Annotated in this window: 31 protein-coding genes; 12 read left to right on the top strand and 19 right to left on the bottom strand. The window is 57.3% G+C overall.

Going from position 1 to position 26,185, the window contains the following annotated elements:
* Positions 1 to 61: 61 nt before the first annotated feature.
* Positions 62 to 1,357 (bottom strand): helix-turn-helix domain-containing protein, encoded by a 1,296-nt coding sequence (locus tag DHN12_RS20235; RefSeq protein ID WP_108861792.1) that lies wholly within the window; start codon positions 1,355 to 1,357, stop codon positions 62 to 64.
* 204 nt (positions 1,358 to 1,561) lie between these two features.
* On the opposite strand from DHN12_RS20235, the gene DHN12_RS20230 reads away from it, so the two are divergent.
* The 4 genes from DHN12_RS20230 (at position 1,562) to aat (ending at position 4,780) form a co-directional block, all read left to right on the top strand.
* Positions 1,562 to 2,098, top strand: coding sequence for a LuxR C-terminal-related transcriptional regulator (locus DHN12_RS20230; protein WP_058272193.1), 537 nt, complete (start codon positions 1,562 to 1,564; stop codon positions 2,096 to 2,098).
* A 150-nt stretch (positions 2,099 to 2,248) separates the two neighbouring features.
* Positions 2,249 to 2,740 carry an acetyl-CoA carboxylase biotin carboxyl carrier protein gene (accB, locus tag DHN12_RS20225; RefSeq protein WP_058272194.1) on the top strand — a complete coding sequence of 164 codons (492 nt, stop codon included), beginning with the start codon at positions 2,249 to 2,251 and terminating at the stop codon, positions 2,738 to 2,740.
* A gap of 9 nt (positions 2,741 to 2,749) precedes the next feature.
* Positions 2,750 to 4,099 (top strand): acetyl-CoA carboxylase biotin carboxylase subunit, encoded by a 1,350-nt coding sequence (gene accC, locus DHN12_RS20220; protein WP_108861791.1) that lies wholly within the window; start codon positions 2,750 to 2,752, stop codon positions 4,097 to 4,099.
* A 48-nt stretch (positions 4,100 to 4,147) separates the two neighbouring features.
* Complete coding sequence (gene aat / locus DHN12_RS20215; protein ID WP_108861790.1) at positions 4,148 to 4,780, top strand: leucyl/phenylalanyl-tRNA--protein transferase; 633 nt, start codon at positions 4,148 to 4,150, stop codon at positions 4,778 to 4,780.
* Here aat and DHN12_RS20210 read toward each other — a convergent pair.
* From DHN12_RS20210 to DHN12_RS20185, 6 genes are all read right to left on the bottom strand, one after another.
* Positions 4,735 to 5,103, bottom strand: coding sequence for a DUF2155 domain-containing protein (locus DHN12_RS20210; protein ID WP_108861789.1), 369 nt, complete (start codon positions 5,101 to 5,103; stop codon positions 4,735 to 4,737). The genes aat and DHN12_RS20210 overlap by 46 nt on opposite strands.
* Complete coding sequence (gene mlaD / locus DHN12_RS20205) at positions 5,100 to 5,552, bottom strand: outer membrane lipid asymmetry maintenance protein MlaD (RefSeq protein WP_108861788.1); 453 nt, start codon at positions 5,550 to 5,552, stop codon at positions 5,100 to 5,102. The genes DHN12_RS20210 and mlaD overlap by 4 nt, the downstream gene beginning before the upstream one ends.
* A 13-nt stretch (positions 5,553 to 5,565) precedes the next feature.
* Positions 5,566 to 5,949, bottom strand: a complete 384-nt coding sequence (locus DHN12_RS20200; protein ID WP_108861787.1) for an NADH:ubiquinone oxidoreductase subunit NDUFA12 — start codon at positions 5,947 to 5,949, stop codon at positions 5,566 to 5,568.
* A gap of 79 nt (positions 5,950 to 6,028) precedes the next feature.
* Positions 6,029 to 6,403, bottom strand: coding sequence for a Rid family hydrolase (locus DHN12_RS20195; protein ID WP_108861786.1), 375 nt, complete (start codon positions 6,401 to 6,403; stop codon positions 6,029 to 6,031).
* Positions 6,404 to 6,466: 63 nt separating this feature from the next.
* Positions 6,467 to 7,732: an ATP-dependent Clp protease ATP-binding subunit ClpX gene (clpX, locus tag DHN12_RS20190; protein WP_058272201.1), complete on the bottom strand. Its 1,266-nt coding sequence runs from the start codon at positions 7,730 to 7,732 to the stop codon at positions 6,467 to 6,469.
* Between the two features lie 134 nt (positions 7,733 to 7,866).
* Positions 7,867 to 8,499, bottom strand: coding sequence for an ATP-dependent Clp protease proteolytic subunit (locus DHN12_RS20185; protein ID WP_108861785.1), 633 nt, complete (start codon positions 8,497 to 8,499; stop codon positions 7,867 to 7,869).
* Between the two features lie 344 nt (positions 8,500 to 8,843).
* Here DHN12_RS20185 and DHN12_RS20180 point away from each other — a divergent pair, with 344 nt between their 5' ends.
* Both DHN12_RS20180 and DHN12_RS20175 read left to right on the top strand, forming a co-directional pair.
* Positions 8,844 to 9,185, top strand: a complete 342-nt coding sequence (locus DHN12_RS20180) for a helix-turn-helix transcriptional regulator (protein ID WP_108861784.1) — start codon at positions 8,844 to 8,846, stop codon at positions 9,183 to 9,185.
* 216 nt (positions 9,186 to 9,401) lie between these two features.
* Positions 9,402 to 9,539, top strand: coding sequence for an entericidin A/B family lipoprotein (locus tag DHN12_RS20175; protein ID WP_199913560.1), 138 nt, complete (start codon positions 9,402 to 9,404; stop codon positions 9,537 to 9,539).
* Positions 9,540 to 10,627: 1,088 nt separating this feature from the next.
* Here DHN12_RS20175 and DHN12_RS20170 read toward each other — a convergent pair.
* Both DHN12_RS20170 and DHN12_RS20165 read right to left on the bottom strand, forming a co-directional pair.
* A complete protein-coding gene (locus DHN12_RS20170; protein ID WP_234416708.1) occupies positions 10,628 to 11,080 on the bottom strand; it encodes a hypothetical protein in 453 nt (150 codons plus the stop codon).
* Positions 11,081 to 11,190: 110 nt separating this feature from the next.
* The gene (locus DHN12_RS20165) at positions 11,191 to 11,511 is read right to left on the bottom strand and encodes a hypothetical protein (protein ID WP_108861783.1); all 321 of its coding nucleotides are present in this window, start codon (positions 11,509 to 11,511) and stop codon (positions 11,191 to 11,193) included.
* 314 nt (positions 11,512 to 11,825) lie between these two features.
* Here DHN12_RS20165 and DHN12_RS20160 point away from each other — a divergent pair, with 314 nt between their 5' ends.
* Positions 11,826 to 13,031 (top strand): DUF4062 domain-containing protein, encoded by a 1,206-nt coding sequence (locus DHN12_RS20160; protein ID WP_108861782.1) that lies wholly within the window; start codon positions 11,826 to 11,828, stop codon positions 13,029 to 13,031.
* 91 nt (positions 13,032 to 13,122) lie between these two features.
* On the opposite strand, the gene lepA is transcribed toward DHN12_RS20160, so the two are convergent.
* The 3 genes from lepA to DHN12_RS25170 all read right to left on the bottom strand — a co-directional run bounded on the left by lepA (position 13,123) and on the right by DHN12_RS25170 (position 15,632).
* A complete protein-coding gene (gene lepA / locus DHN12_RS20155) occupies positions 13,123 to 14,922 on the bottom strand; it encodes a translation elongation factor 4 (protein WP_108861781.1) in 1,800 nt (599 codons plus the stop codon).
* 86 nt (positions 14,923 to 15,008) lie between these two features.
* Positions 15,009 to 15,458, bottom strand: a complete 450-nt coding sequence (locus DHN12_RS20150) for an RNA ligase family protein (RefSeq protein ID WP_306418419.1) — start codon at positions 15,456 to 15,458, stop codon at positions 15,009 to 15,011.
* 18 nt (positions 15,459 to 15,476) lie between these two features.
* Positions 15,477 to 15,632 (bottom strand): RNA ligase family protein, encoded by a 156-nt coding sequence (locus DHN12_RS25170; RefSeq protein WP_306418418.1) that lies wholly within the window; start codon positions 15,630 to 15,632, stop codon positions 15,477 to 15,479.
* A gap of 177 nt (positions 15,633 to 15,809) precedes the next feature.
* On the opposite strand from DHN12_RS25170, the gene DHN12_RS20145 reads away from it, so the two are divergent.
* Both DHN12_RS20145 and DHN12_RS20140 read left to right on the top strand, forming a co-directional pair.
* Positions 15,810 to 16,118, top strand: a complete 309-nt coding sequence (locus DHN12_RS20145; protein ID WP_108861816.1) for a hypothetical protein — start codon at positions 15,810 to 15,812, stop codon at positions 16,116 to 16,118.
* A 63-nt stretch (positions 16,119 to 16,181) separates the two neighbouring features.
* Positions 16,182 to 17,123 carry a LysR family transcriptional regulator gene (locus tag DHN12_RS20140; protein WP_108861780.1) on the top strand — a complete coding sequence of 314 codons (942 nt, stop codon included), beginning with the start codon at positions 16,182 to 16,184 and terminating at the stop codon, positions 17,121 to 17,123.
* On the opposite strand, the gene DHN12_RS20135 is transcribed toward DHN12_RS20140, so the two are convergent.
* The gene (locus tag DHN12_RS20135) at positions 17,120 to 17,563 is read right to left on the bottom strand and encodes a low molecular weight protein-tyrosine-phosphatase (RefSeq protein WP_108861815.1); all 444 of its coding nucleotides are present in this window, start codon (positions 17,561 to 17,563) and stop codon (positions 17,120 to 17,122) included. The two genes, DHN12_RS20140 and DHN12_RS20135, sit on opposite strands and share 4 nt — an antisense overlap.
* A gap of 28 nt (positions 17,564 to 17,591) precedes the next feature.
* Here DHN12_RS20135 and DHN12_RS20130 point away from each other — a divergent pair, with 28 nt between their 5' ends.
* Complete coding sequence (locus DHN12_RS20130) at positions 17,592 to 18,287, top strand: NAD-dependent deacylase (RefSeq protein WP_108861779.1); 696 nt, start codon at positions 17,592 to 17,594, stop codon at positions 18,285 to 18,287.
* Positions 18,288 to 18,355: 68 nt separating this feature from the next.
* Positions 18,356 to 18,964, top strand: a complete 609-nt coding sequence (locus tag DHN12_RS20125; RefSeq protein ID WP_108861778.1) for an HdeD family acid-resistance protein — start codon at positions 18,356 to 18,358, stop codon at positions 18,962 to 18,964.
* A gap of 87 nt (positions 18,965 to 19,051) precedes the next feature.
* Here the strand turns inward: DHN12_RS20125 and DHN12_RS20120 are convergent, their stop codons facing one another.
* From DHN12_RS20120 to meaB, 6 genes are all read right to left on the bottom strand, one after another.
* Positions 19,052 to 19,525 carry a copper chaperone PCu(A)C gene (locus DHN12_RS20120; protein WP_108861777.1) on the bottom strand — a complete coding sequence of 158 codons (474 nt, stop codon included), beginning with the start codon at positions 19,523 to 19,525 and terminating at the stop codon, positions 19,052 to 19,054.
* Positions 19,526 to 19,570: 45 nt separating this feature from the next.
* Positions 19,571 to 19,921, bottom strand: a complete 351-nt coding sequence (locus tag DHN12_RS20115) for a hypothetical protein (RefSeq protein WP_108861776.1) — start codon at positions 19,919 to 19,921, stop codon at positions 19,571 to 19,573.
* A 408-nt stretch (positions 19,922 to 20,329) separates the two neighbouring features.
* Positions 20,330 to 20,617, bottom strand: coding sequence for a 50S ribosomal protein L28 (rpmB, locus tag DHN12_RS20105; RefSeq protein ID WP_058272217.1), 288 nt, complete (start codon positions 20,615 to 20,617; stop codon positions 20,330 to 20,332).
* Positions 20,618 to 20,756: 139 nt separating this feature from the next.
* On the bottom strand, positions 20,757 to 21,056 hold the full coding sequence (locus DHN12_RS20100; RefSeq protein ID WP_108861775.1) for a hypothetical protein: 300 nt from the start codon (positions 21,054 to 21,056) through the stop codon (positions 20,757 to 20,759).
* A gap of 123 nt (positions 21,057 to 21,179) precedes the next feature.
* Positions 21,180 to 22,322, bottom strand: coding sequence for a Hint domain-containing protein (locus DHN12_RS20095; protein ID WP_108861774.1), 1,143 nt, complete (start codon positions 22,320 to 22,322; stop codon positions 21,180 to 21,182).
* A gap of 146 nt (positions 22,323 to 22,468) precedes the next feature.
* Complete coding sequence (gene meaB, locus DHN12_RS20090) at positions 22,469 to 23,446, bottom strand: methylmalonyl Co-A mutase-associated GTPase MeaB (RefSeq protein WP_108861773.1); 978 nt, start codon at positions 23,444 to 23,446, stop codon at positions 22,469 to 22,471.
* A 225-nt stretch (positions 23,447 to 23,671) separates the two neighbouring features.
* On the opposite strand from meaB, the gene hrpB reads away from it, so the two are divergent.
* Entirely contained in the window at positions 23,672 to 26,107 is a 2,436-nt protein-coding gene (gene hrpB, locus DHN12_RS20085; protein ID WP_108861814.1) for an ATP-dependent helicase HrpB, read from the top strand.
* Positions 26,108 to 26,185 lie beyond the last annotated feature (78 nt).

Genomic DNA, 26,185 nt, shown 5'->3' with positions numbered 1-26,185 from the left:
CCATGACAGATTCCGTCCGTGAACCTGTCGGCGTCAGCTTAAGCCCTCTGTCAGGAAACTGTCAAAAACCTTCGCTCAAAATCGACGGCTCGCGGCGCGATGCGCAAGCGTCATTCGGGCAGACCCGGCAGCTTGGGCCGACCCGGGTCACGGATTGCGCGCTCGGAGCCCCCTCTTCCACCGCTCGGACAAGCATGACTGAATGATAGGCCGGCGCATCATCATATCCTGAAACCGCCTGCGGCCACGCGTAGGCATAGCAGTCGAACTCGGCCGCCGTTCGCCCCAATTGCACAACGCGTTTGCGGATCGGAACCAATGGTCTGTTCAGCGCCTGAAAGACGGGCCAGAACGGGCAGGCTTCGCCAAAGCGTGGCATGGCGAAACCCGGCACGGATTTGCTGAACAGGATACTGCCCGACGCGTCACAGACCACAAGCCCGGTTGGCCGCCCCAGATATCTTTCTGGCAATGTCGCCAGCCGCCGCAGGACTGTCGGAATATCTACTGAAAACCGTGCGGCCAGAGCCAGCGGATCAGGCTCGGCCTCGGTCAGCGCCTTCTGGACGTCGTCCAGGGGCATGGCTCTGACATCTGTGGCGTAGGTATCCAGATATCCCTTGGTCACAGTCCGCGCTGCCGCCGATTCAATCGCGCTCAGGTCAATGTCCGCACTGCTTCCACCTGCTTCGATCTGCGGGAAATGGTGGCTGTTGGCCTGAAAAAAAGCCTCAGCATCCTCCGAGGGCACACCACGACGGTCATCCGCGGCCTCAGAATCATCCAAATATGCCACCAGAGACTTGGAACTGTCGGCCAGCCGTTCGGCATCCTGGTGTAGGTTGCGGTGGAACCGATCGCGCCACTCGGGCTCGATTTCCTGCGTGTCGGCCAGAATCGCTGCCGTTGAACGAATGGCAGCGGCCGTGGACAGCACCTCGTGCATCGACGCGGCAAGATGTGGATCATGCGTCAGTCGGTCGGACAGGGTTTCAACCGTGCGCTCAAGCGAGACGACCCGGCGGTGCATCTGCGCCAGAACTCCGGCCCACCCGGGAAACCGGCCTGCGAACTCTTCCAGCGCGTCCACTTCGGCCTGTTGTCCAACCGCATCTGCAGCAGCCTCGCGCAGCGCCGAAATCAGCGTAGCCTCAATCCCTTGGGTGAGAAGCGAAGGTTCAACAGACAGCGCATTGGCGATATCCACCAGCAGCTTGCCCCCGATCCGACGGCGATTGTGTTCGATCAGATTCAAGTAAGACGCCGAAATTCCAACCTGCCGCGCAAGCTCGGCCTGCCGCAAACCTGAGATTTGGCGTCGCTCGCGAATGCGGCTACCCGTCAGCGTGTCGCGCATGTTCCATCACCCAAATTGATCCAGTCTTTTCAAAACTCCCATTAAATTTCTAAAGCTTAATGGCCATTTTTCATAGTCCGTTTACAGCATTCACAACTGTAATTACGGATGGCCCTTACCTTCCACCCCACCAATCGGTGCCCAATCTGCCAAATCTGCATCCACCCTCTTCTAATTTTCCCGAATTCCTTGCACGATAGCCGGATGAGCGATCCAGCTTTCGAATATGCCCCCATCGGATTGGTCGAGTTGGAAAACCGCATCATCCGACGCTGCAATCTGCAATTTGCCCGCACCTTTGGCGGCGAGGAGGCAGAGTATCGTAATATGCCTCTGCTGCACCTCTACCCGTCGGTCGCGGATTGGGAGAGGATCGGACAGCGCGGCCTGAAAGCGATGCAGGACACAGGATATTACACAGACGAACGGGTTATGCGCCGTCGCGACGGTGACCTGTTTTGGTGCCGTGCACGCGGACGATCCCTGACACCGGACGACCCGTTTCGCCATGGCATCTGGAGCTTTTCCGACATCTCAGAAGACCGTCCGCTGGTCGAACTGACAACCCGCGAACGCGAAGTTGCGATCATGTCCTGCCGCGGTCTGTCCGCCAAGGAAATCGGCGTCGAGCTGGGGCTGAGTTATCGCACGATCGAGGCTTACCGCGCCCGTTTGCTAGAGAAGTTCGGCGCACGCAAACTACCGGAACTTGTGGCAAAACTCTCAGGCATGCCCCTTTAATCCGTTTCCCCCTCGAAATATTGGGCAAAACCCCCATCTGACATGCCGAGACTGCGCTTTTCATGACCGTGCGCATAGCTTATAACGCTGCGTAATCAGACCAAAGCCCGCGAGAACAGACGGGCCAAAGGGGAACCGTCGAGGACACTCATGACAGATACCAAACACGAAGCGGATGTGGCATTCATCAAGGCACTGGCCGAACTGCTGCGCGAAAATGACCTGACCGAACTGGAAGTCATGCGCGAATATGGTGACGACGACAGTTTGAATGTCCGCGTCAGCCGTATGTCGCAGGTCGCGCCCGCCCCTGTTCAGATGGCCGTACCGGCAGCGGCACCAGCACCAGTAGCAGCAGCCGCCGCACCTGTCGAAGCCCCAGCGGCACAGGAAGATCCGGCCAGCCACCCAGGCGCTGTCACCTCGCCCATGGTTGGAACCGTTTATATGCAGCCCGAACCGGGCGCACCTTCCTTCATCAGCGTCGGTGCATCGGTGTCCGAAGGCGACACACTGCTGATTGTCGAAGCGATGAAAACCATGAACCACATTCACGCGCCCAAATCCGGAACCATCAAACGCATTCTGGTCGGTGACGGTGATGCGGTAGAATTCGGCACCCCTCTGGTCATCGTTGAGTAAGGCGGTCCCATGTTCGACAAGATCCTAATTGCCAACCGAGGCGAGATCGCCCTGCGGGTCATCCGCGCTGCTCGCGAGATGGGGATTAAGACGGTCGCCGTCCACTCCACCGCCGATAGCGACGCGATGCATGTGCGCATGGCGGACGAATCGGTCTGCATCGGCCCTCCGCCCAGCCCGCAAAGCTACTTGTCAGTGCCAGCGATCATCTCGGCTTGTGAAATCACTGGCGCGCAGGCGATCCACCCCGGCTATGGCTTCCTGTCCGAGAATGCCGAGTTCGTGCAGATCGTCGAAGACCACGGCATCACCTTTATCGGCCCCACCGCCGAGCACATCCGCGTCATGGGCGACAAGATCACCGCCAAGGACACGATGAAGGCGCTGGGTGTGCCTTGTGTTCCGGGTTCGGACGGCGGCGTGCCCGATCTGGAGACGGCCAAGAAAATCGGCGAGGAATTTGGTTACCCCGTCATCATCAAAGCCACCGCCGGTGGCGGCGGTCGCGGCATGAAAGTCGCGATGAGCGCGGATGAGATGGAAAGCGCATTTATGACCGCACGCGCCGAGGGCAAAGCCGCCTTTGGCAATGACGAGGTCTATATCGAGAAATACCTGACCACGCCCCGCCATATCGAGATCCAGGTCTTCGGCGACGGCAAGGGCAAGGCTGTGCATCTGGGCGAACGCGACTGCTCGCTGCAGCGCCGCCACCAGAAGGTGTTTGAAGAGGCACCCGGCCCCAGCATCAGCCCGGAAGAGCGCGCCAAGATCGGTAAAGTCTGCGCGGACGCCGTGGCCAAGATCAACTATATTGGCGCCGGAACCATCGAGTTCTTGTATGAGAACGGCGAGTTCTACTTCATCGAGATGAACACCCGCCTGCAGGTAGAACACCCGGTGACCGAGGGCATCTTTGGCGTCGATTTGGTGCGCGAACAAATTCTCGTCGCAGCTAGCGAACCGATGTCGTTTGGTCAGGACGATCTTGTGATCAACGGCCACGCCATCGAGGTCCGGATCAATGCAGAAAAGCTGCCAAACTTCTCACCCTGTCCGGGCAGGATCTCGGCCTTTCATGCCCCCGGCGGTCTGGGTGTGCGGATGGATTCGGCGCTGTATGATGGGTATTCGATTCCACCATATTACGACTCGCTGATTGCCAAGTTGATCGTACATGGCCGCGACCGGGCCGAAGCGCTGGCACGACTAGATCGCGCATTGGGCGAACTGATCGTGGACGGTATCGATACAACCGTGCCGCTGTTTCATGCATTGCTGCAAGAGCCGGAAATCCACAACGGTGAGTACAACATTCACTGGCTGGAACACTGGCTTGCGGCGAATATGGCCCAATAAAACCACAGGACCAGAGAGCGCTTGCGCTCTGGTCCCTAGGTATCGCGCATGAGCCTGACCCCGGAACTTTTGCTACACGGCTATTCCATTGGAATTTTCCCGATGGCCGAACACCGCGATGACCCGGAACTGTTCTGGGTCGATCCCAAGTTTCGTGGCGTTTTTCCGTTAGATGGCTTTCATATCTCGCGCAGCCTTGCACGCCGCATTCGAAAGCCCGGTTATTCCATCAGCATCAACAGCGATTTTGCCGGAGTGGTCGATGGCTGCGCTGATCGGCCAGACACCTGGATCAATGCAGAATTGCGCCACCTTTATCAACAACTCCACCTCGCGGGCCGGGCCCATTCGCTGGAGGTCTGGGATGAGGGCGCACTAGTCGGCGGCGTTTATGGCGTTACGCTGGGTGCGGCGTTTTTCGGCGAAAGCATGTTTTCCCGCCGAAAGGATGCTTCGAAAATCGCGCTGGCCTATCTTGTGGACCGCTTGCGCCAAACCGGATTTCGCTTGTTTGACACCCAGTTTCTGACCGCTCATCTGGCGTCTCTGGGGGCGATCGAAATTCCGCGCACGCAATATCGGCATGCGCTTGAAGAGGCGATCAATGCCAGTGCGGATTTCGTAGCAGCAGTGCCTCAGTCGCCCGATGCAGTGATACAGCGCATCACCCAGACGTCATAACGCGCATGGTCCAGCGCGTTCAATGCGGGCGACGTGGCAATCATCCAACCGTCAAACAGTTGATCTGTCCTGCCTTTTTCCCAGATCGTCAGATAGGCAAACGCATCACCGGTTGGGTTGTCCGCTGGATAGCGACAATCGCCCAAGGCCACATCCAACCCAAAAACCGGCAGTGTCTGACCATTCCGCATTTCAACATCGACGGTCTGACCGCTGACCTTGTCCAGGCCACGCAGCATTGCGCCAGGACCAGATTGGGCTTTTTGCTGGGCCGTGGCACCCGTCGCGACCAGCAACGCTGCAATCAGGGCAAATCGCTTCATTCGCTTCCGTCCCCGGCGACAAACTTGACCAAAAGGGAAATCAAGCTGACGGCACCTTGCGTATCTTCGACCTGATCGCCCGCTTCAAAGTAGAACGGCGAACCACCCGGCATAACCTCAACAAAGTTGCCGCCCAGCAGCCCTTCGGAGGAGATGACAATCGCGCTGTCGTCCGGCACCAGAATTCCGTCAGAGATCGAGAAGGTGGTATCGGCGCGATAGGTTTCGGGATTCAGGTCAACACCGGTTACAGTGCCAATCTTGACACCCGCAAGGCGTACGTCGGTGCCGACGCCCACCCCTTCCAGGGACCGAAAAGAAGCCCCCAGTTCATAGCCGCCACTGCTTTGGGACAGCCCCGTGGACTGACTGGCGTAAACGCCAAAGGCGATGGCACAGGCCAGAACGGCTCCACCGACCAGAACTTCGGTTGCATTATAGCTCGACATTGCTCGCCTCGTGTTATTCCGGGCTCCAGGCCTCGTAGTCCTTACGCTCGACCGGGTCCGGGCGGCGCAAAGAACCTGCCGGCGTATAAGCCAAAGCAGAGCCTGTCAGGTTTTCCTGATGCGGTTTTTCCCAGGATTTGTGTTTCAGCGGTTTGTCCGTCGGCGGCTCATCCCAGGTGCGGTGCAGCCAGCCATGCCAGTCCGGATCAACCCGGCTTGCCTCGGCTTCACCATTGAAAATCACCCAACGTCTGCTGTCGTCGGCATTGTGGTAAAACACGTTGCCTTCGTCGTCCTCACCGACCTTGATACCCTTACGCGATGTGTAAATCTGCGTATTCAATGTGGATCCGTTCCACCAAGTCACGGCCCGCAAAAGACTGTTCAGGATTCCCATCAGCTGCCTCCGGCATTTCTGTACCCGCAGATATGGACCAAAGGCGTCCCAAGGTCCAGTGTCACGAGAACCGCACGCCTTATTTCGGCAGAACCGCGGTCACTTCAATTTCGATACGGTCTTTTGGCGTTATGAGATTGCATTCGACAACTGTCGCTGCAGGTGGTTTGTCACCAAATGCGTCAACCAACAACGGCCAGCAAAGTTCGAACTCATTCATATCCGGCAAATAGTAGTTTACCCGAACCACGTCTGCAAAACCGGCTCCTGCCTCGGCCAGCGCTTTTCCAATAGCCTCCAGGGACGATTTGCACTGTGCCACGATATCTTCGGGCACGTTATCACCCTGGGCGCAGGTCCCGGCTACGAAGACAAAGCCATTTGCAACCACAGCACGACAATAGCCAACTTTGGCCTCAAATTCTCCGCCAGATGAAATGCGCCTGATTTTCATGCTTCCCTCCAAATGAAAACGGCGCGGTCAATGCCGCGCCGTCTTGGTAATTCTTGTTGTGCCTTACCCTGCCGAAGCTGATTCCGCGGCATCCGCGTAGATGATCAAGGGCTGCTTGTCAGACGACACCGCCTCTTCGTTCACCACCACTTCGGTTACGTTCTTCATGCCCGGAAGTTCGAACATGGTGTCCAGAAGGATATCTTCCAAAATCGAGCGCAACCCGCGTGCGCCAGTTTTGCGTTCAATGGCCTTCTTGGCGATCGACTTGAGCGCATCATCGGTAAAGGCCAGCTCTGCATCTTCCAGTTCGAACAGGCGCTGGTACTGCTTGACCAGAGCGTTCTTGGGTTTGGTCAGGATGGTCACCAGCGCATCTTCGTCCAGATCTTCCAGCGTCGCCAAAACCGGCAGACGACCAACGAATTCCGGGATCAGGCCGAACCGCAGCAGATCCTCGGGCTCGAGATCCTTGAAAATCTCACCTACGCCGCGTTCATCATTGTCCCGCACGTCCGCGCCAAAGCCCATGGCCGAGCCTTTGCCGCGCTGTGCGATGATCTTATCCAGACCTGCAAAAGCACCACCGCAGATGAACAGGATGTTCGTGGTATCCACTTGCAGGAATTCCTGCTGCGGATGCTTGCGCCCGCCTTGCGGCGGCACACTGGCCACGGTGCCTTCCATCAGCTTAAGCAGCGCTTGCTGCACACCTTCACCCGACACATCGCGCGTGATGGACGGGTTTTCGGATTTGCGCGTGATTTTATCGACCTCGTCGATATAGACGATGCCGCGCTGCGCGCGTTCGACATTGTATTCGCTGGACTGGAGCAGCTTGAGGATGATGTTTTCAACGTCCTCACCCACATACCCGGCTTCGGTCAGCGTGGTTGCGTCCGCCATTGTGAACGGAACATCCAAAATACGCGCCAGCGTCTGAGCCAGCAGCGTCTTACCGCAGCCGGTTGGGCCGATCAGCAGAATGTTGGACTTGGCCAGCTCAATATCGCTGCCGGCCTTTTGGGCATGGTTTAGACGCTTGTAGTGGTTGTGAACAGCAACCGACAGAACCCGCTTAGCGGTGGCTTGGCCGATTACGTAATCGTCCAGCACCTCACAAATGTCTTTGGGTGTCGGAACGCCATCGCTGGATTTCAGGCCACTGGCCTTCGTCTCTTCGCGAATGATGTCCATGCACAACTCGACACATTCGTCGCAGATGAAAACGGTCGGGCCGGCAATCAGCTTGCGTACCTCATGCTGGCTCTTGCCGCAGAAGCTGCAGTAGAGCGTGTTTTTGCCGTCACCGCCTGAATTCGTCGCCATGTTCTACCTTTCGGGCTTCGTCCCTGCGGTCCATGTCGAACCGCGCATGCCACATGTTGGTGCAGCTTAGGCCACCACCGGGGCGGCTACAATCTCAAAAATGGTCCCCACGCCCAGGACGTGGGGAGATTTTCTTAGGCCTCGTCACCGTCCATTTTGGCGCGATTTTCGACGATTTCGTCGATGTGGCCCCAATCTTTCGCCTCTTCCGGGCTCATGAAATTGTCACGGTCCAGCGCTTTTTCAACCGCCTTTTTGGTCTGGCCGGTATGACGCACGTATATGTCATAAAGGCGATCCTTCAGCTTTTGCGTCTCGGCCGCGTGAATCATGATGTCGCTGGCCTGGCCCTGATAGCCACCGCTGGGCTGGTGCACCATGATCCGGCTGTTGGGCAGCGAGAAACGCATTCCCTTCTCGCCCCCGGCCAGCAAAACCGACCCCATCGAGGCCGCCTGACCGATTACCAAAGTGGAACATTTCGGCTTAATATACTGCATTGTATCGTAAATCGACAAACCGCTGGTGACGACGCCGCCAGGCGAATTGATGTAGATCGAGATTTCTTTGTTCGGATTTTCCGCCTCAAGATGCAGCAATTGCGCGACGATCAGGTGGCTCATCCCGTCGTGGATCGGACCGTTGATGAAAATGATCCGCTCTTTCAGAAGGCGCGAGAAAATATCATACGCGCGTTCACCCCGGCTGGTCTGCTCGACGACCATGGGAACGAGCGTATTCATATAGGTGTCAACGGGATCGAACATGAGAACCTGCCTGTTTTGCTATGGATCGGGACATTACCCGAAGAAACGTTACCCGAGTCTTAGTGTCGCCACGGGGGGGCTGCAAGGGGGGCTCAACAGATCGCACTCCAACTGTCCAAAATAGGTGGATAGTCTGATGTCGAACGTACCGAAGCCGCCGATGTCAATGCGCGGTTTGATGCTCTAACCAATAAGTTCCCCTTTTCCCATCACGGCATTTTGATCCATGCATATGGAAATTCATGCGCAGAACGTGTAGCAATGCGAACCGCTTTAGCGAACCACTCACAAATGTGCCCACTCACAAAAGTGCCCCCACACCAGGGCCCAAAAGGAAAACACCAATGGCATTGCCTCAGATTTCACAGAATATGACGTCTGACGATTTCGACCGGATGGCGGGAAATGCGACCCGCGCATCGAATTTCCTCAAGGCGATCAGTCACGAAGGCCGATTGATGATCTTGTGCCATCTAGTCTCTGGCGAAAAATCCGTGACCGAGCTTGAGGATCTACTGTCCGCACGACAGGCGGCTGTCTCGCAGCAGCTGTCCCGCCTTCGTCTGGAAGGCCTTGTGATTCCGCGACGCGAAGGCAAGGCTATTTACTACCGTCTTGCAGACGACAGACCGCGCCGTATGCTTGAAGTGGTGTACGAGCTGTTTTGTGGCGACCAGAAGGACTGATCTCGTTTATCTTTCCACCGCACCTGACGCGTTGTTCCAGTCACTCCGACCCGAACATTGTGACGTCGGTGCGGCCACACCCCCCAGCCTTCGCAATCCATGCGGTCAATTGGTCTGCAGCTTCGTGTTTCCACGCCCCTAGCAAGCTGGGTAAAATACTGGTTCCAGCAAATAAAAACTGCTAGGCCATGCTTAGAAGATCAAATGGAGGTACTGATGATCCGAGCAATTCTGGTAGGGTTGGCACTGTTTTCTCTCGCCGCATGCGAGACAGCCAAAGGTGCAGGCAAGGATATCGAAAAAGCAGGTGATGCTATTCAAGGCGCGGCAACGGACGTTCAGCAGAATATCTGACGCGATTCAGGATGTTGCGAACGCGTGACTTCCAGATACAAGATATGGTTGAAGATCGCAGCCAAGCAAGGTACACTCCTTGGCACAGGTGCATAGACGCGGCATTGCATATCTGACACTTCGGGGTTCTTGTGCATCCACAAGAACCCCATTCCCGTTTTGCAGGGGGCAGAGTGGCAGCCTTGAAAAACCAGAGAAAAGGAAAAGGCGTCAGGTGCGCAGACGCGGTCCATGCATGTACCCTTTCGGATACTCCTGACGCCTTGCCGGGTCGATGCATCCGAGGGACGCCCCGATCCAGTTGCCTTGACCCTGTTACAGGCCACGGCCGCTGCTCGGCATCCTAAGATGCTTTGCAGCACGCATCGACCTTCTGAGAGTCTGATCATCTGACCCGGGTCTGACACCCATTTCAGCTGACCATCCACCGGTAAGCCTTTGCATACAAAAGCTAATCCTAAGACTTGCCTTTATTGCCTCGACCCCCTTTGGTCTTTGCGTCCCACCCTGGTTCCTAAGAACCGTTGCGGTAAAGGAACTGTTACATCCGGGTCATGTTCCGACAAGAAAATAGCACTGCAGCATGAGAATTAGACGGGGATAAAGTGTTGATATCCGCCGGGAGAAAATTGTGGATAACTCCGGAAATCGAAACGCCGTGCGGTCTTGGCAATGGAAAACGCTGAATTCGACGAAATGACCCGATTTTCCCCGTTTTCTGCACCTGCAAAAGCCATTTTGCTGCCAATTGTGGATATTCACAGCCTCAGAGCATCGAATCAGGCGTATCTTGTGATTGCCCAGCCAGAGATAACCAGAGAATCCGGGGCCGGACGGCCCTCAGACCACAAGCAAAGCCGCGCTGAAGGTTCGCGAGATCCTAAACCACAGATGCCAGGGAACGCCGCAATCCGGCACCGTGTGTTCAGGACCCTGTCACTTGCAGCCAAGATGCCGCCCGACCCGTCCCCCCTGAGGAGACGTTGTGTCCGTTTATGAGAAGCGTTCCGACCCGACCGAGATTACTTACTACGCGCTGCAACACGGTGCAGCCAGTACCCCCTATGGCCGGTCGGGCCGGAGACGCTTCAGTTCACCTGACGTTCGAGTACAACGCTGTACGTTGTCCCGCGACGCAGGCTACGGAAATCCGCGTAAATCTTGCCGTCCTGATAGCGCGCATCCACCAGCGCATTCACACCCACCTGCGGATCGGCCGAGCTTTCGACGATGCCGATGGTGCCCGACCCATCCAGACTGATGGTGCCGGTGGCGTCAAACACGCGCCAATCTGTGCCAGCATCCGGTCGCCACATGCTGGGCCCCCAGAACAAGTTGTCCTGCTGCTGCTGAATATCCAGAAGCCACTCTCCCTGATGAAAGCGCGGTGCATCGCCGGTGGTCACCCGAGACGGCGAAACCTTGGTATAGGTGCCTGTCCAGGCACCGCGCAGATCCGGTGTGGTTTCGGCCATCGCAGCCGTGGCCAATGTAAGGCTCGTGGCCAGAGCGGCTGCTCCGGCAGTCATATATCTGGTCATGGGCTCTCCTCCAAAGTTCAGGGCCGTTGCTGGCCTGTTGAACAGATTGGAAGGGAGCGCGCAGGTTGCAACTTACCTAAGGGAAACTTCACAAACCGGTAATGTTTGCGTCAGGCCCAGGCCAGCGCGGTGCCGAGGATGACCAGACCAATGCCTGCCGCCTCGCGATACGAGAAGTTTTCACCGAACAGAAAGAACGAGGCGATGGCGATCAGAACCACCTCGGCCCCCAGAATGCCGGTATAGATGATGCCCAGCCGCTCGTCACGCAGCGCGGCGAGTTCGAGCGTTGCCCCGGCTAGCAGGGTCGCGACGATCAGCAGGCCAAGGCCCACGCCGGGGAGTTTCCACCAGAACTTCATCGCGATCATGGCCACGGAATAGAGACCCGCCGACCCGAGGGCGATGATGGGGATCATGGATGTGGACATGGGGGCCTCCTGCCGAGGGTTCCGTCGGGTCAAATGTAGCAGGAGGGTGCGGTTGGGGCTGTGAGGTGGGTCACAGTGTGGGTGATGGGTGTACACGCCCACCAATTCCTCCCTAAAGGGCTGTCTTCAGCCTGCCTCATGTTTCTAAATACTTGTTAAGTAGTAAAATTAGAAATGATGGTACAGGGAGAGAACTATTAGGCTATTCAAAATGCCTACAATTTTGAGTTGCGAGCACAAATTACATCAGCTACCTGAAATTGCACGCTTTTCGCTGAAACACACAACAAAACTCTACGGGGCTCATTCTCTAAATGGTAAGGCAAAACAAAGTAATCACCGTATTTATTTCTTCGCCAAGTGACGTCTCGATCGAACGCTCAATCGTTGGCGAGGTTATTGAAGACATCAACAGGCTCAAAGGTGACACACTTGGATACCAAATGAGGACCGTAACTTGGGAAAACGACGTGATCCCCACCTTCGGGGAAACTCCACAGGCGGTAATTGATAAGGATGTGGGCGATGAGTACGACGTGTTCTTAGGAATAATGAGCACAAGGTTCGGCACCCCCACCGACGATGCTGCTTCAGGAACCGAACACGAGTTTGAGAAAGCCTACGCTAGAAAGATACAGAAACCAAATTCACTAGAAATTATGTTCTACTTTCAAGAACCTGGTCACTCTGGTCGGTCGATCAATATCGAAGAGCTAGCAAAGGTTGAAAAATTCAAGTCGAATATCTCAGACAAAGGACTCTATGCTCTCTACAAATCCACCGAAGAGTTTAAGACTAAGGTTTCTGCCCATCTTTCGAAGATAATGGATCGGGTCGTTCAAAAGAACGAGTTAGGTGCGTCTTCACCTGTCTCTAGTAATAGAGAGAACACGGAAAACAACAAAAAGGACTTACCCAACCAACCATTGGCTGACCCTTTGTCTTTTTTAACCGGTCTAGATGATGCCGAAGAACCAGGTCTTTTTGAACTGTCGGAACAAACCTCTGATGCTTTGTCAGCTGCTAGCATTCAACTAGGTTCTCTAAACTCTGCGGTAACCAAAATGGCTGAGGAGATTCAAACGCAAGCGGCCAAGCTCAACGCCAATCCGAATGGCCCATCTCAGGCTGACATCCGCACATCATATAAGGAATCAAGCCGCTCCATGGAAGCGTTTGTCGAAACATCAGCAGCAGTGCTTCCTTTGTTTCACAACCACTTATCTGAAGGTATTAGATTGTCACGTGATCTGATCATAATTCTGTCTCAAGACAACATCGGAACAAGAGAAGAGCGCGAAGAGTTGTTAGACAGTTTTGTGCACATGAGAAATGGAATGCAAAGTGGATTAGATGGTTTTGTGGGGCTCTCAGAAACTCTGGCTTCACTTCCCCGGGCCACCTCATTCTTCAACCGCGCCAAGAAAAGAACCAAAGCAGTTGTCGACGGCATCTGCGGCCTAACCTCTAGTGCCATAGAACAAATTGACGAAATCATAGAGATCCTCAACGAGTATTGAGACAGATTAGTTGCGTTAGTTGACTCGTATCATTTTGCGAAGCAATCGGTTCTGGTAACCAATTGCTTTCGCCATCTGGCAATGAACCAAGTCAGCCATCCATCTTCAATGCCGAAATAAATGCCTCCTGCGGAATATCCACCTTCCCGAACTGACGCATCTTCTTTTTCCCCGCCTTCTGCTTGTCCAGCAGTTTGCGTTTCCGCGTGGCGTCGCCTCCGTAACACTTCGCGGTCACGTCCTTGCGCAGCGCCGAGAGGGTCTCGCGGGCGATGACCTTGCCTCCGATGGCGGCCTGGATCGGGATTTTGAACATGTGGCGCGGGATCAGGTCCTTGAGCTTTTCGCACATCGCCCGGCCCCGCATCTCGGCCCGGTCGCGGTGAACCATGGTCGACAGCGCGTCGACGGGTTCGTCATTCACCAGCACCGACATCTTGACCAGATTATCCTCGGTATAGCCGGTCATCTGGTAGTCGAACGAGGCATAGCCCTTGGTCACCGATTTCAGGCGGTCGTAGAAGTCAAAGACGACCTCGTTCAGCGGCAGGTCATAGACGACCATGGCGCGGCTGCCCGCATAGGTCAGGTCCATCTGGATGCCACGGCGGTCCTGGCAGAGTTTCAGCACGTCGCCGAGGAATTCGTCCGGAACCAAGATGGTCGCCTTGATGCGCGGTTCCTCGATATGGTCGACCTTGGACGGGTCGGGCATGTCGGCGGGGTTGTGCAGCTCGATCATCTCGCCGTCTTTCATGTAGACGTGATAGATCACCGACGGCGCGGTGGTGATGAGCTCGATATCATATTCGCGCTCGATACGGTCGCGGATGACCTCAAGGTGCAGCAGGCCCAGGAAGCCGCAGCGGAAGCCAAAGCCAAGTGCAGCCGAGGTTTCCATTTCAAAGCTGAAGCTGGCGTCGTTCAGTGCCAGTTTGTCGATCGCGTCGCGTAGGTCCTCGAATTCGGAACTGTCGACAGGGAAGAGACCACAGAACACCACCGGCTGCGCGGGTTTGAAGCCTGTCAGAGCCTCTTCGGTGCCGTTGCGGTCATTGGTGATGGTGTCACCAACGCGGGTGTCGCGGACCTGTTTGATCGAGGCGGTGAGAAAGCCGATCTCACCGGGGCCCAGCGAGTCGACCATCTCCATTTCGGGGCGGAAGACACCGACGCGGTCCACATGGTGCAGGGTGTTGTTCGACATGAACTTGACCCGCATGCCCTTTTTCAGCGTGCCGTCCATGATCCGGACCAGAACGATAACGCCGAGATAGGCATCGTACCACGAATCCACCAGCATCGCCTTGAGCGGCGCGTCCAGATTGCCCTGCGGTGCAGGCAGATGGGTTACGATGGATTCCAATGTCTCGTGAATGCCCTGCCCGGTTTTGGCCGAAACCTGAATCGCCTCGGACGCGTCGATACCGATCACATCCTCGATCTGTTCGGCGACCCGGTCACAGTCAGACGCCGGCAGGTCGATCTTGTTGAGCACCGGCACGATCTCATGATCGGCGTCAATGGCCTGGTAGACATTCGCCAGCGTCTGCGCCTCGACGCCCTGCGTCGAGTCCACAACCAGCAGCGATCCTTCGACCGCGCGCATGGACCGCGAGACCTCATAAGCAAAGTCCACGTGGCCGGGGGTGTCGATCAGGTTCAGCACGTATTGCTCGCCATTGTCGGCGGTATAATCGATGCGGACCGTGTTGGCCTTGATGGTGATGCCGCGTTCGCGCTCGATATCCATGCTGTCGAGCAACTGCTCCTTCATGTCACGATCCTTGACTGTCCCGGTCTCTTGGATGAGCCGGTCAGCAAGGGTGGATTTGCCATGGTCGATATGCGCGACGATGGAGAAATTGCGGATATGAGCGAGGTCTGTCATGGGTTGGGGATATGCGTCGGAATTGGGCTGTGGTCAAGGTGGGACGACATGCGGGGAAACCCTTTGTTTCCGAGCCCTCCGCCCAGTCAGACCAGTCCGTTTCTGACCAGTTCCGCATTCATCCAATGCATCTCGCTTTGCACATGGCCCTCACGCACGTATTTCGCGAGGTGCGTGTGCATGTCTTCTTCCTTGAAAGCCGCTGACGTGCGAACGACAAACCCCTCTTGTTTGTCGAGGTTCAGGTCAGCAATTACGTCCGCCACGACCTGAGTTGTGAACCGACCGCGATATAGTTCGGGAACCGCAGTGATTCCGAGTTCGGCAAAGCGTGTAAGCGTCGCGACCCACGGTTGCACCACCTCAGCCTTAATCCACGCAAAACCTAAAAAGTAATTCGGCAACTCTGAATACGCGATGGAATGACGCGCAAACAAATACTCACCGACAATGCGCTCATCCTCGGCAAGCTGAGGCGCGATACCGGCTGCGAACGCCTTCATCCAATCTCGCGACGGATGATATCTTGCGTCGATGCTGCGCGGGTGACAGCCTTAGCTATGAATTGTCGTATTCTCGCCGTCCATCTTTTCAGTAAAGACGACCTCATCTGCCGATGACAGCTCATCGACGCTGGACATGATCTTGTCATCACTGGTGGCGCCAGGAGATTGTGGCAGGTGGAAAGTACGTCCGTATTTCTTAAGCATTATGGTCTCAAAAAAGAATTTCTATGCAAAGTCAGGACAGAAAACGCGAGATCCCAGCTGCTTGCAATCACTTTTTCGAACCTCATGATTGATCCCGAATCCACTTTGATTCATACTCCCGCGCAGACCGAGAGGGGCATAAGACCCGTCCGGGCAGGCAAAAAACGAGGCATGAGCATGAAACAGTTCCTCTTAATCGCATTTTGTGCGGCATCGCTGACGGCAGTGGCTCCGGTTGTGGACGCGGCGCAGATCAAACGGGCGTGTCTGGCGTCTGACCGGTCGGCAGCGACGCGAGATCGGTGCAGTTGCATTCAGCAAGTGGCCAATCAGGCGTTGACCCGCAGTGATCAAAAGACCGTTGCAAAATGGTTCCGCGACCCGCATCAGGCGCAAGAGCTCAAGATGTCGAAGACCCAGCGCGACGATGCGCTGTGGGACCGGTATCGGAACTTTGGTCAGATGGCGAAGGCGATCTGCAACTAGGCTGATCAATCCTTGACCTGACCCGAACTGCGCCCCAGAAAGGCGCAGTGAAAGGGATATCTGATGGTTATGAAAGGGATGACCCTGCGCGGCCTCGAAGTGTTCGAGGCGTTGGCGCGGACCGGATCGGTGGCGCAAGCCGCCGAGATCACAGGGCTTAGCCAGCCGTCAGTGTCCCAGCAGCTACGCAATCTGGAAAAGGCAGTGGGCACCGATTTGGTGGATCACGCACGACGTCCAATGCGCCTGACCCAAGCTGGGCGCAGCTTTCTGACCCGCACACAGGCGGTTCTGGCCGAGCTTCAGATGGCTCAAAGCGAGCTGACCGTGATGGACTTGGGTCACCTCGCAACCCTGTCTGTTGGCCTGATTGACGATTTCGACAATGACCTGACCCCGCGACTGGCCACTCTGTTGGCCGAAAGTCTGACCCGGTCAAAGTTCAAACTGATCACACTGCCCAGCCTCGACCTGTTCGAAGAACTTGACGCGCAGCGCCTTCAGCTTGTGGTGTCAGCCCATAGCGGCGAGGTGCTGGAAGGCGTTGTTGAATACCCGCTGGTGCGCGATCCCTTCATTCTGGTGACGCCCAAAGGGGCCGAAAACGCCATGCAGGATCTGCCCTTCCTACGCTATGCCCGCGAGCAGTTGATCAGCCGCCAGATTGAGGCCCATCTGGCGCGCCAGCAGCTGGAATTTGAAGAACGGTTCGAAATCGGTTCTCATCTGGCGCTGATGGCGATGGTCGCGCGCGGCCTCGGCTGGGTGATCACGACGCCGCTGGGCTATATGCGGGCGGCGCGATTCCATGACGGGCTTGAGGCACACCCTGCCCCGATCGGAGACGTTTCGCGGACGATTTCCTTGTTCACCCGCACCGACTGGTCAGGTCAGGTCCCGCAAGAGGTCGCAGGCATGATGCGCCGCCTAATGGGCAGCCAGATTGTTGACCCGGCCCTTGCGCAGTTGCCATGGCTGAACAATCGCCTAAAGCTGATGAGCTAGCTGCGTAGATGCGCGTCGAGACCTTCGACCGCTGCCTCGATTAGATCCAATGCTCCATCGAAGTCACGAGTATAGTATGGATCCGGGACGTGGTCTGTGCCGATATTTGGCGCAAAATCCGTCAGCAGACGTACTGGGGTTTCGTTCCCGGCTGGCCTCAATGCCTCAATATCCGCGATGTTGTCGGCATCCATCCCGATGATCAGATCGAACCTGTCAAAATCCCTGGCCGTGAATTGCCGCGCCCGCAAGTCATCCAGTTTAATGCCGCGCAACAGAGTTGCCATTTGCATCGGCCCATAAGGTGGGTCACCGATGTGCCAGCCAGAGGTTCCGGCACTATCGGTGGTGTGATGCGGGGCACGGGCGCGAAAGGCACCCTCGGCGGCGTGTGAACGGCAGATATTGCCCAGACAGACGAACAGGATACGGTGGGTCATGAACCACGGTGTAACGCGAAGGGCTAAGATGGAAAAGATCGTCATTCTGACAGGGGCCGGGATTTCCGCCGAAAGCGGATTGGGCACGTTCCGCGACGAGGGCGGTCTGTGGGCCCAGCACCGGATCGAAGACGTTGCCACGCCCGAGGGGTTCGCGCGCGATCCCGCGCTGGTGCACGGGTTCTACAATGCCCGCCGCGTACAGGCCGCCGAGGCGCAACCTAACGCGGCCCACGATGCACTTGCCCGACTCCAGCAGGACTGGCCCGGCGAGGTTGTGATCGTCACACAAAACGTCGACAGCCTGCACGAGGCCGGTGGCGCGCAGGATGTGATCCACATGCACGGAACGCTGGCCGGGGCGCTTTGCGCGACCTGTGGCCACCGCTGGACGGCACCGCCCGAGATGGCCGTGGGCGAGTCCTGCCCCACCTGCTCAGCCCCAACCGCGCGGCCGGATGTGGTGTGGTTTGGTGAGATGCCTTATCACATGGACGCCATCTATGATCATCTGGCAGGCGCGAGCATCTTCGCCGCCATCGGCACTTCGGGTCAGGTCTATCCCGCCGCGGCTTTCGTGCACGAGGCCATGATGTCCGGAGCAAGAACTGTCGAACTGAACCTCGAGCCGTCGACCGGCGCATCCAGTTTCGACGAAGTCATACTAGGCCCCGCAACAGAAACCATTCCGCGCTGGGTCGATCAGATCCTGAAATCGCAATAGGGCGAAACCCGCAGACAAGTGGCGAATTTCCTTGCTATACTAGTGCCCTAACAACCCGAGAGGTCCCCATGACAGACCCAAAAAACCAACAAGGTGAAGTCCTTGACGATGACAGGCTCGATACGCGTGGCGCACTTGGTGATCAGCTAACGGACCTGTGGTGGACATTCCTCCTGCGCGGACTCCTGGCCGGTGCGCTCGGGATCGCAGCGCTATTCTGGCCGACGGGCAGTATCTCGTTGCTGATCCGTCTGGTGGGCCTGCTGTTGGTCCTCGATGGTGGCCTGACGCTGCTGGGGTTTGGCCGGCGTGGCCTGATCGGCGGTTTCGGCATTGGGGCGCTTCTGATCGGACTGATCCTGCTGATCTGGCCGGAAGGCGTCGCGCGCCTCGCGTTCTTCCTGCTGGGTGCCTGGGCTTTGATTGTCGGGATTGGCTCGTTGATGGCGTGGCGGCAATTGCCCGATGCACATCCGGACGCATCCACCATGCGCAACTCCGGCATTGTCGCGCTGTTGATCGGCCTTGTTTTGTTGTTCTGGCCCGGCAGCGGCATGGTGGCGCTCGGTTGGGCGATTGCCTTCTCGGCGCTGGCTGTTGCTGCCGTGATGCTCTGGCTGGCTATGCGCTTCAAACGCGCCCATGATCGCGTGGCAATGCGGGTGGTCAACCGCTGAACCTTTTCCACAACCACGACAGGCCGGGAATTTCCCGGCCTGTCGTATAGATGACGGCCGCAGCGCGGCCCGAGTTCAGGCGTAGCCCTAGTTCGAATGCGAACCGTGACCGCCGGTGTCCTTACGCATCAAATCCACCGGAATTTCGATCTCGACTTCGCCTGCTGTCTCGAAGATCAGCGTAACGGGAACCATTGCATCCTGTTCAAACGGGGCTGTCAGGCCCATGAACATCACGTGGTCGCCGCCGCGCTTCAGCATGTGCGTTTCACCCGCCGGGATGGCAATGCCTTCTTCGACATGGGTCATTTTGGCAATGCCATTTTCGTCGACAATATGTGTATGCAGCTCGACCCGAGCCGCAGCGTCCGATTCAACACCGATCAAACGTTCATCGGTCGCGCCGGTGTTCTGAATCATCATGAAGGCCGCGCCAGCTTTGGCTGATTTACCCGACGACCGAGCATAAGCGTCATCGACGGTGATCGTGTCCTGCGCGAAAGCGGCGGTAGCAATGGTTGCGGCGGCAAGGGTGGTCAGCAGTCTGGATGTGAGGGACATAGCGCCTCTCCTGTAGTTTGGCGTTTGATAAGAATTGATTATGAATCAAACGCTTGCAGGAGGTGCCCGGGCTGGTTGAGATGGTAACGGCAGAGCGATCAGATTCTCCGCCATACGCGATGGCATGGGTCGATCGATTTCCGGGGCATCCGGCAAGGATGGCTCCGCAATGCTCACCGCGCCCAACAGGTTCAGCGCGTAATCCGGACAGAAGTGCAGGGCCTTTGTCGGCTGCCCTTCGGCATCCATATAGACCACAACCGGTCCCGAGCCGGTGCACAACACCATATGTCCGACCGCCCGGTCCACACCGCGCGATGCAGCAACGCCCTGCCCGGTCAAAACGACCAGCAGCGACAGCACAAACGGCAGAATTTTGTTCAGAACGGGTTTCATCCTGTCCCCGATATAGGCCAGAGACAAAACGGGCTTCAAGCGCAATCAGACATGCCTGAAGCCCAGGGCCGGGCGGACAATGTCAGCGGTCCAGCTCCGGACGCTTGACGGACCCTTTTGTCAGGCTTGTATGCAGCCGATTCACCCGACGCTGCATCCGCAGACATGCCCCAAACGTTTTGCCGAAAAAGCCGGCCAGAAGGGAGAAAGAAGGTAATGATTTGAAAGACATGAGGTTGAACTCCGCCAGATGAATATGCCTAAACATAATACGGGTAGAGCAAACGGTATGTGAACAATTTCACCCAATGCGAAAATTTAATTCCAAATTGAAAACAGCACTCTGCACAAAACGAAAAAGCCCTGCACCATAAGGTACAGGGCCTGAATTCTTGCAGGAAAAAGGTCTTAGGCCGAAGCTTGCGCCTTGGCGATTTCCTTTTTCACTTTCAATGCGTTGTTGGACAGCTCATCGTCTTTGGCTTTCGCCAGGAACGCGTCCAGACCACCACGGTGGTCGACCGAACGCAGGGCAGCCGCCGAGATGCGCAGCTTGACGCCACGGCCCAGCGTTTCCGACTGCAGCGTAACGTCGTTCAGGTTGGGCAGAAAACGACGACGAGTTCTGTTTTTGGCATGGCTGACATTGTTGCCAGTCATCGGGCCTTTTCCGGTCAGTTCGCAACGGCGCGACATGGTTTCTTCCTTTGTTTCTGGAGGCCAGGCATTACACCCTCGGCCAAATCACAAGGGGCACAACCCGAAGTCGCGCCCGAAAACTGGTTGGATGCATGTAGTGGGAATCACAGACGGGGTCAAGCCATATGCCAAGGATTCACAGCACCAAGTTTTCATTTAATTCTCCCAGCCGTTTCAGGGCGTGATTTTCTAACTCAGGGCGACCTGTTTTTGCCGCTGCCGCCGCCAGACGCGCCCAATAGTGGGAGCTTTTCAGTCGTGCTGCACGATGCAAATGCGCATACCCCGCCTGTATGAAAGTTGCCGCTGACCGGGGTTCCGAAAACTGTCCCGGATCAGACACCCGGTGGCGAAAGGTGACATACAAGCGAGACTGACTTGGATTGAAAAGCGTGGCACGCAGTCGATTTCCATCAAAAATCCGACGTTGCTGCATTCTTCAACTGCCCTTTTTTGACCAGAATCGCCTGTCTGATCGGGTTATTTCATTCAGTCACGTATTCAGAGCGGGTTCTACATAACTGCTTTTTTGGGATTTAAACATCCAAGGGGCGTTTCCCTATACCTCATAGCCCTGCAGCGGTGGCTTTTCATTCTTCAGGTGCCGAGCCACGAGGCGCGCTTGTTGGGGGCCTTTGGGGATGTGCCGGGCCGGGTTGGGATTGTGGTTCATATCCGCCAATTCCGGAAAGATATCGAATATTTCACGTCGGGCTTCCAGGCTAAGGGTCTTGAGCGCCTCAGGCCCGGTAAAAAGGCTTTCGCTTGGGGCGTTTTCGGCAAAAATAACCTCATGCCTATCAAAAAGCAGGTGGTAATATTCGACACTGTCCACCGTATCATCAACGAATATCCCCAGCAGCGCGGTCAGTTTCATCGCTGGAATCAGAACTTCGGTCTCGCCAAACATCCGTTCAGCGATTTTTGACTGCACCAGCATTCTGTGCTGCCGTGACACCAGCAGGTCTCGTTTGGGCAACCCATTGCCCAGCGCGCCTGCCAATATGCGGACGGGGCGACGTTTCGGATCGCCCGCCAATGCCACCGAGTCAAATTTACGACGCCCGATCCAGCGGATCGGTTGCATCCCGTTGCCCTGCGTTGGGATCATATCCCCCTGCCGAAGATCCTGAATAAGGACCGGACCACGTTGTGCTTGAATTACTGTATCGCGGGTAAAGCACAAAAAACCTGTGCCGGATTCAAACCCGCTATAGTTGACCACGATCCCCGAGGGCAATTCGAAGCTGCCGCTGGACAGCGAATAGGATTGTCCGACAACAACGGTGAGCGTACCGAAATTGTCGTCTGTTACAGTGGTGCCAACCGGAAGGTTCAGCGCGTCCTGCCCGCCGCCGCCCCGTACATCCCCGGCGACTTGGGTTCGGATAAAGTTCAGGGTATCATTACCCTGCCCCAAACGGATATTGCCGACGCCAACGTCGAAAACCGAGACGGTATCCGCATCGCGGCCCGCATTGATCTGCCCATCGATCTGGGCGTTGGACACTGTGATTTCATCGTTTCCGGCATTGCCGCTTACACTTCCGGAAATAGTACTGCTTACAATCGTGATCTCATCGTCGCCGCCACGGGCGCGAATATCATCAATGGGTGTGCCCTGAGGCGTACCGTTCAGCGTACCTTCGTCGCCGGTGACTTCGATATCGTCGTCACCATTTGTCCCACGGATATTGGGCATGTACGGCTTTCTCCGACGCGTTCATTTGTTGACTTGCGCACCATCGAGACTACCGCCTTGCTCTCGAAATTGCACAATCAGAAATTGCATCCTTGCCCATAATACATGATTTTAGCGCACCCTCCACCACTGACACCAACAGGCGTCTAGTGTGTTGCCAGGATACTAAGCATTCGATCCGCAGCTGCCGTCGGGCTGAGATTGCCTGCGCCAACGGCGGCCCCAAGGCGATCCATTTCTGCGCGGGCGGTCGGCGTATCCAACCGCGATAGCAGCGCGTAACGCACCTCTTGATCGAACCAGAACCGCGCTTGCGCCGCGCGGTTGCCATCCCAATGGCCGTTTTCACGCCGCCAGCCTGACAGGGTGGTCATTTCGTCCCAGGCTTGGTCAAGTCCATGTTCCTCGACCGCGGAAACGGTCATCGCTTTGGGAAAACCTTCTGGGTCCTGCGGGCGCTTTCGCAGCAGGCGCAAAGCCCCCGCGTAATCGGCACAGGTGCGGGTGGCCGTGGCTTTCAAATCTCCATCCGCCTTGTTCACAAGGATCATATCGGCCATTTCCATGATGCCGCGTTTGACCCCCTGCAATTCATCACCGCCCGCAGGAGCGAGCAGCAGCAGAAACAGATCGGACATTTCAGAGACGACGGTCTCGGACTGCCCGACCCCTACAGTTTCAATCAGCACCACGTCGAATCCCGCCGCCTCGCACAGGGCAATCGCCTCACGTGTACGGCGAGCCACGCCGCCCAAATGGGATTGGCTGGGGGATGGGCGGATAAAGGCGTTCTTCTCGCGACTCAACCGCTCCATCCGGGTTTTGTCACCCAGAATAGATCCACCTGAACGGGTCGAGCTGGGGTCGACGGCCAGGACCGCAACGCGGAGGCCCTGCTCGATCAGCATCATGCCAAAGCTTTCGATAAAGGTGGATTTGCCCACCCCCGGAGTACCGGACAACCCAACGCGCAGGGATTGCCGCCCGGCTTTGGCCAAATGCGCCAGCAACTCAGACGCCTGCGCCCGATGATCGGCGCGGCCACTTTCGACCAGAGTGATTGCCCGGGCCAGCGCACGCCGGTCTCCGTTCAAAATCTTATCACCTAGGCTGTCCATATCCATTCCGACCCCGATCTTTTGCGGCACGACTACTTGCCGCCCCGACAGGTGATTTGTCCAGACCGGACCGCGAAGGAAACCTGCCCGATACCTGCATTTCGCATCTATGTGTTGCTGTTGATCCTCTTTGACCGGACCGCCGCTGGTTCTATGCTGCAGCGGCGCGATCATCGTCATTGGGAAACAGCAGAACTGGACGTTGCGCCTTGGTTGGCGGATAAGGCGCCAATGACAACACGCCTGCCCATCGATGACGCTATCCCCGAATTGCTTGACGCCCTGAAGGCCAATGGCCGGGCCGTTTTGCAAGCCCCTCCGGGCGCAGGCAAGACAACGCGGGTGCCTCTTGCGATGCTCGAGGCCGGGTTGTGCGACGGCAAGATCATAATGCTCGAACCCCGAAGGCTTGCTGCGCGTGCCGCGGCAGAGCGGATGGCTGAAACACTGGGACAACGTGCAGGCGAAACCGTCGGTTACCGCGTGCGGGGCGATGCGAAAACCTCAAAAACAACCCGCATCGAAGTGGTGACCGAAGGTATTCTGACCCGAATGCTGCAATCTGAACCGGATCTGCCCGGCGTCGGCGCGGTGATTTTTGACGAGTTTCACGAACGATCTTTGAACGCTGATCTCGGGCTTGCCCTGTGCCTTGAGGTTACGGGCGCACTACGCGACGACCTGATCCTGCTGGCGATGTCCGCCACACTCGACGCCGAACCCGTCGGCCAACTGATGAACGCGCCGGTGGTGACGTCCGAAGGGCGCAGTTACCCGGTTGAAACACGTTGGCTGGACCGGCCGCTGGGTGCACAGGCGCGACGACTGGACGCGCTGATTGATCTGGTCGTCCAGGCCGAGCATGAAACTGAGGGCGGTATGCTCGTTTTTCTGCCCGGCGAGGGCGAAATCCGCAGGGCCGAAGCCGCATTATCCAAACGGTTGACTGACGATTGCGCTGTTAGACCTCTGTTCGGAGCAATGCCCTTTGCCGCCCAGCGCGCAGCGATCTCGCCAGCCGAGACAGGGCGCAAGGTCGTGCTCTCGACGTCAATCGCCGAGACCTCGCTGACCATTCCCGACATCCACGTGGTTGTGGATATGGGTCAGGCGCGCCGGGCGCGGTTCGATCCGGGCTCTGGCATGTCGCGGCTGGTCACGGAACGGGTGACGCGGGCCGAAGCAACCCAACGCGCAGGTCGTGCAGGGCGCGTGGCCGAGGGCGTGTGTTACCGGCTTTGGTCTAAAGGTGAAGAAGGTGCGCTGGCCGCCTACCCACCTGCCGAAATCGAAGCCGCCGACCTAACGGGCCTTGCGCTGGAACTGGCGCTTTGGGGGGCCGAACCGGATGACCTCGCCTTTTTGACACCACCACCCGAAGGAACGATGGCCGAGGCCTGCACATTGCTGAACATGCTGGGTGCGTTGGATGCAAAAGGGCGGATCACCGACCACGGACGGGCCTTGGCTTCGCTACCCCTGCATCCTCGGCTGGGGCATATGCTGGTGACTGCCGGGGAGAGTGCCGCTTCGTTGGCTGCGCTGATGGCGGAACGTGATCCGCTAAAGGGCGCTCCGGTAGATCTGTTGCTGCGGCTTGATGCTTTGCGCGATACCCGCGCCTTTCAACGCAACCGAGTGTGGCAGATCAACATGGGCGCGTTGGCACGGATCAAAGCCGAGAGCAAGCGGCTGAAAGCGCGAAGCAGCAAGACAGACCTGAGCCCAGCCGCGATGGCCACCTTGGCTTATCCCGATCGAATTGGGCAACGCCGCAAAGGCGATGTGCCGCGTTACGTTCTGTCCGGCGGCAAGGGCGTCGTGCTGGACAGCGGTGACACATTGGCGGCCGCGCCGTATCTTGTTGTGACAGATACGGACGGAAACCCGCGCGAGGCCAAGGTGCGCATGGCCGCACAAATCTCGGAACGTGAAATCCGGGACCTGTTCGCGGATCAGATCGAATGGGTCGACAGCTGCGCGTGGTCGAAACGCGAACGCCGGGTCATTGCGCGCACGCAGGAACGCCTTGGCGCGATCACTCTGGATGACCGTATCTGGAAGGACGCGCCGGACGAGGCCATCGCCCGCGCCATGCTGGACGGAGTGCGTGATCTGGGATTGCGGCTGGACGGCGCCGCGGCACGATTGGCGACACGGGTGGAACTGGTACGCGCCGAAGGGATCGACCTGCCGGACTTTTCATTGGGCGGGCTGATGGCCGCTCTGGACGACTGGCTGCTACCCATGCTGTCAGGTCAGCGTAGTGCAGACGACTGGAAAAAGTTCGACCTGCTGCCCGCCCTGCGCGCCCGGCTGGACTGGTCCCAGACGCAGGAATTGGACCGTCGCGCGCCGGGATCGTTTGAAACACCACTGGGTCGCAAGGTGCCGATTGATTACGGCGGGGCGGTGCCCGAGATATCGGTCCGCCTGCAGGAACTGTTCGGTGTCACCCGGCATCCGCTTATCGGGGGCGAGGCGCTCAAGATCACTCTGCTGTCGCCTGCGCGGCGACCAATCCAGATCACGCGCGATCTGCCGGGATTTTGGGCTGGATCTTACGCGGATGTGCGCAAGGACATGCGCGCGCAATATCCCAAACACCCCTGGCCCGAGGATCCGACGCAGGCCGATCCAACCTTGCGGGCCAAGCGGCGAACCTGACGTTCGTTTGCTTCAGAAAATGCGTTCGTTCAATAGATGCATTGAAGCCCCGGTTCATAGTTGTTATGTCACTTTTCC

It is taken from the genome of Ruegeria sp. Alg231-54, assembly GCF_900143525.1.
Classification (GTDB): Bacteria; Pseudomonadota; Alphaproteobacteria; order Rhodobacterales; family Rhodobacteraceae; genus Ruegeria.
This window is presented reverse-complemented; position numbering and strand designations above follow the sequence as displayed.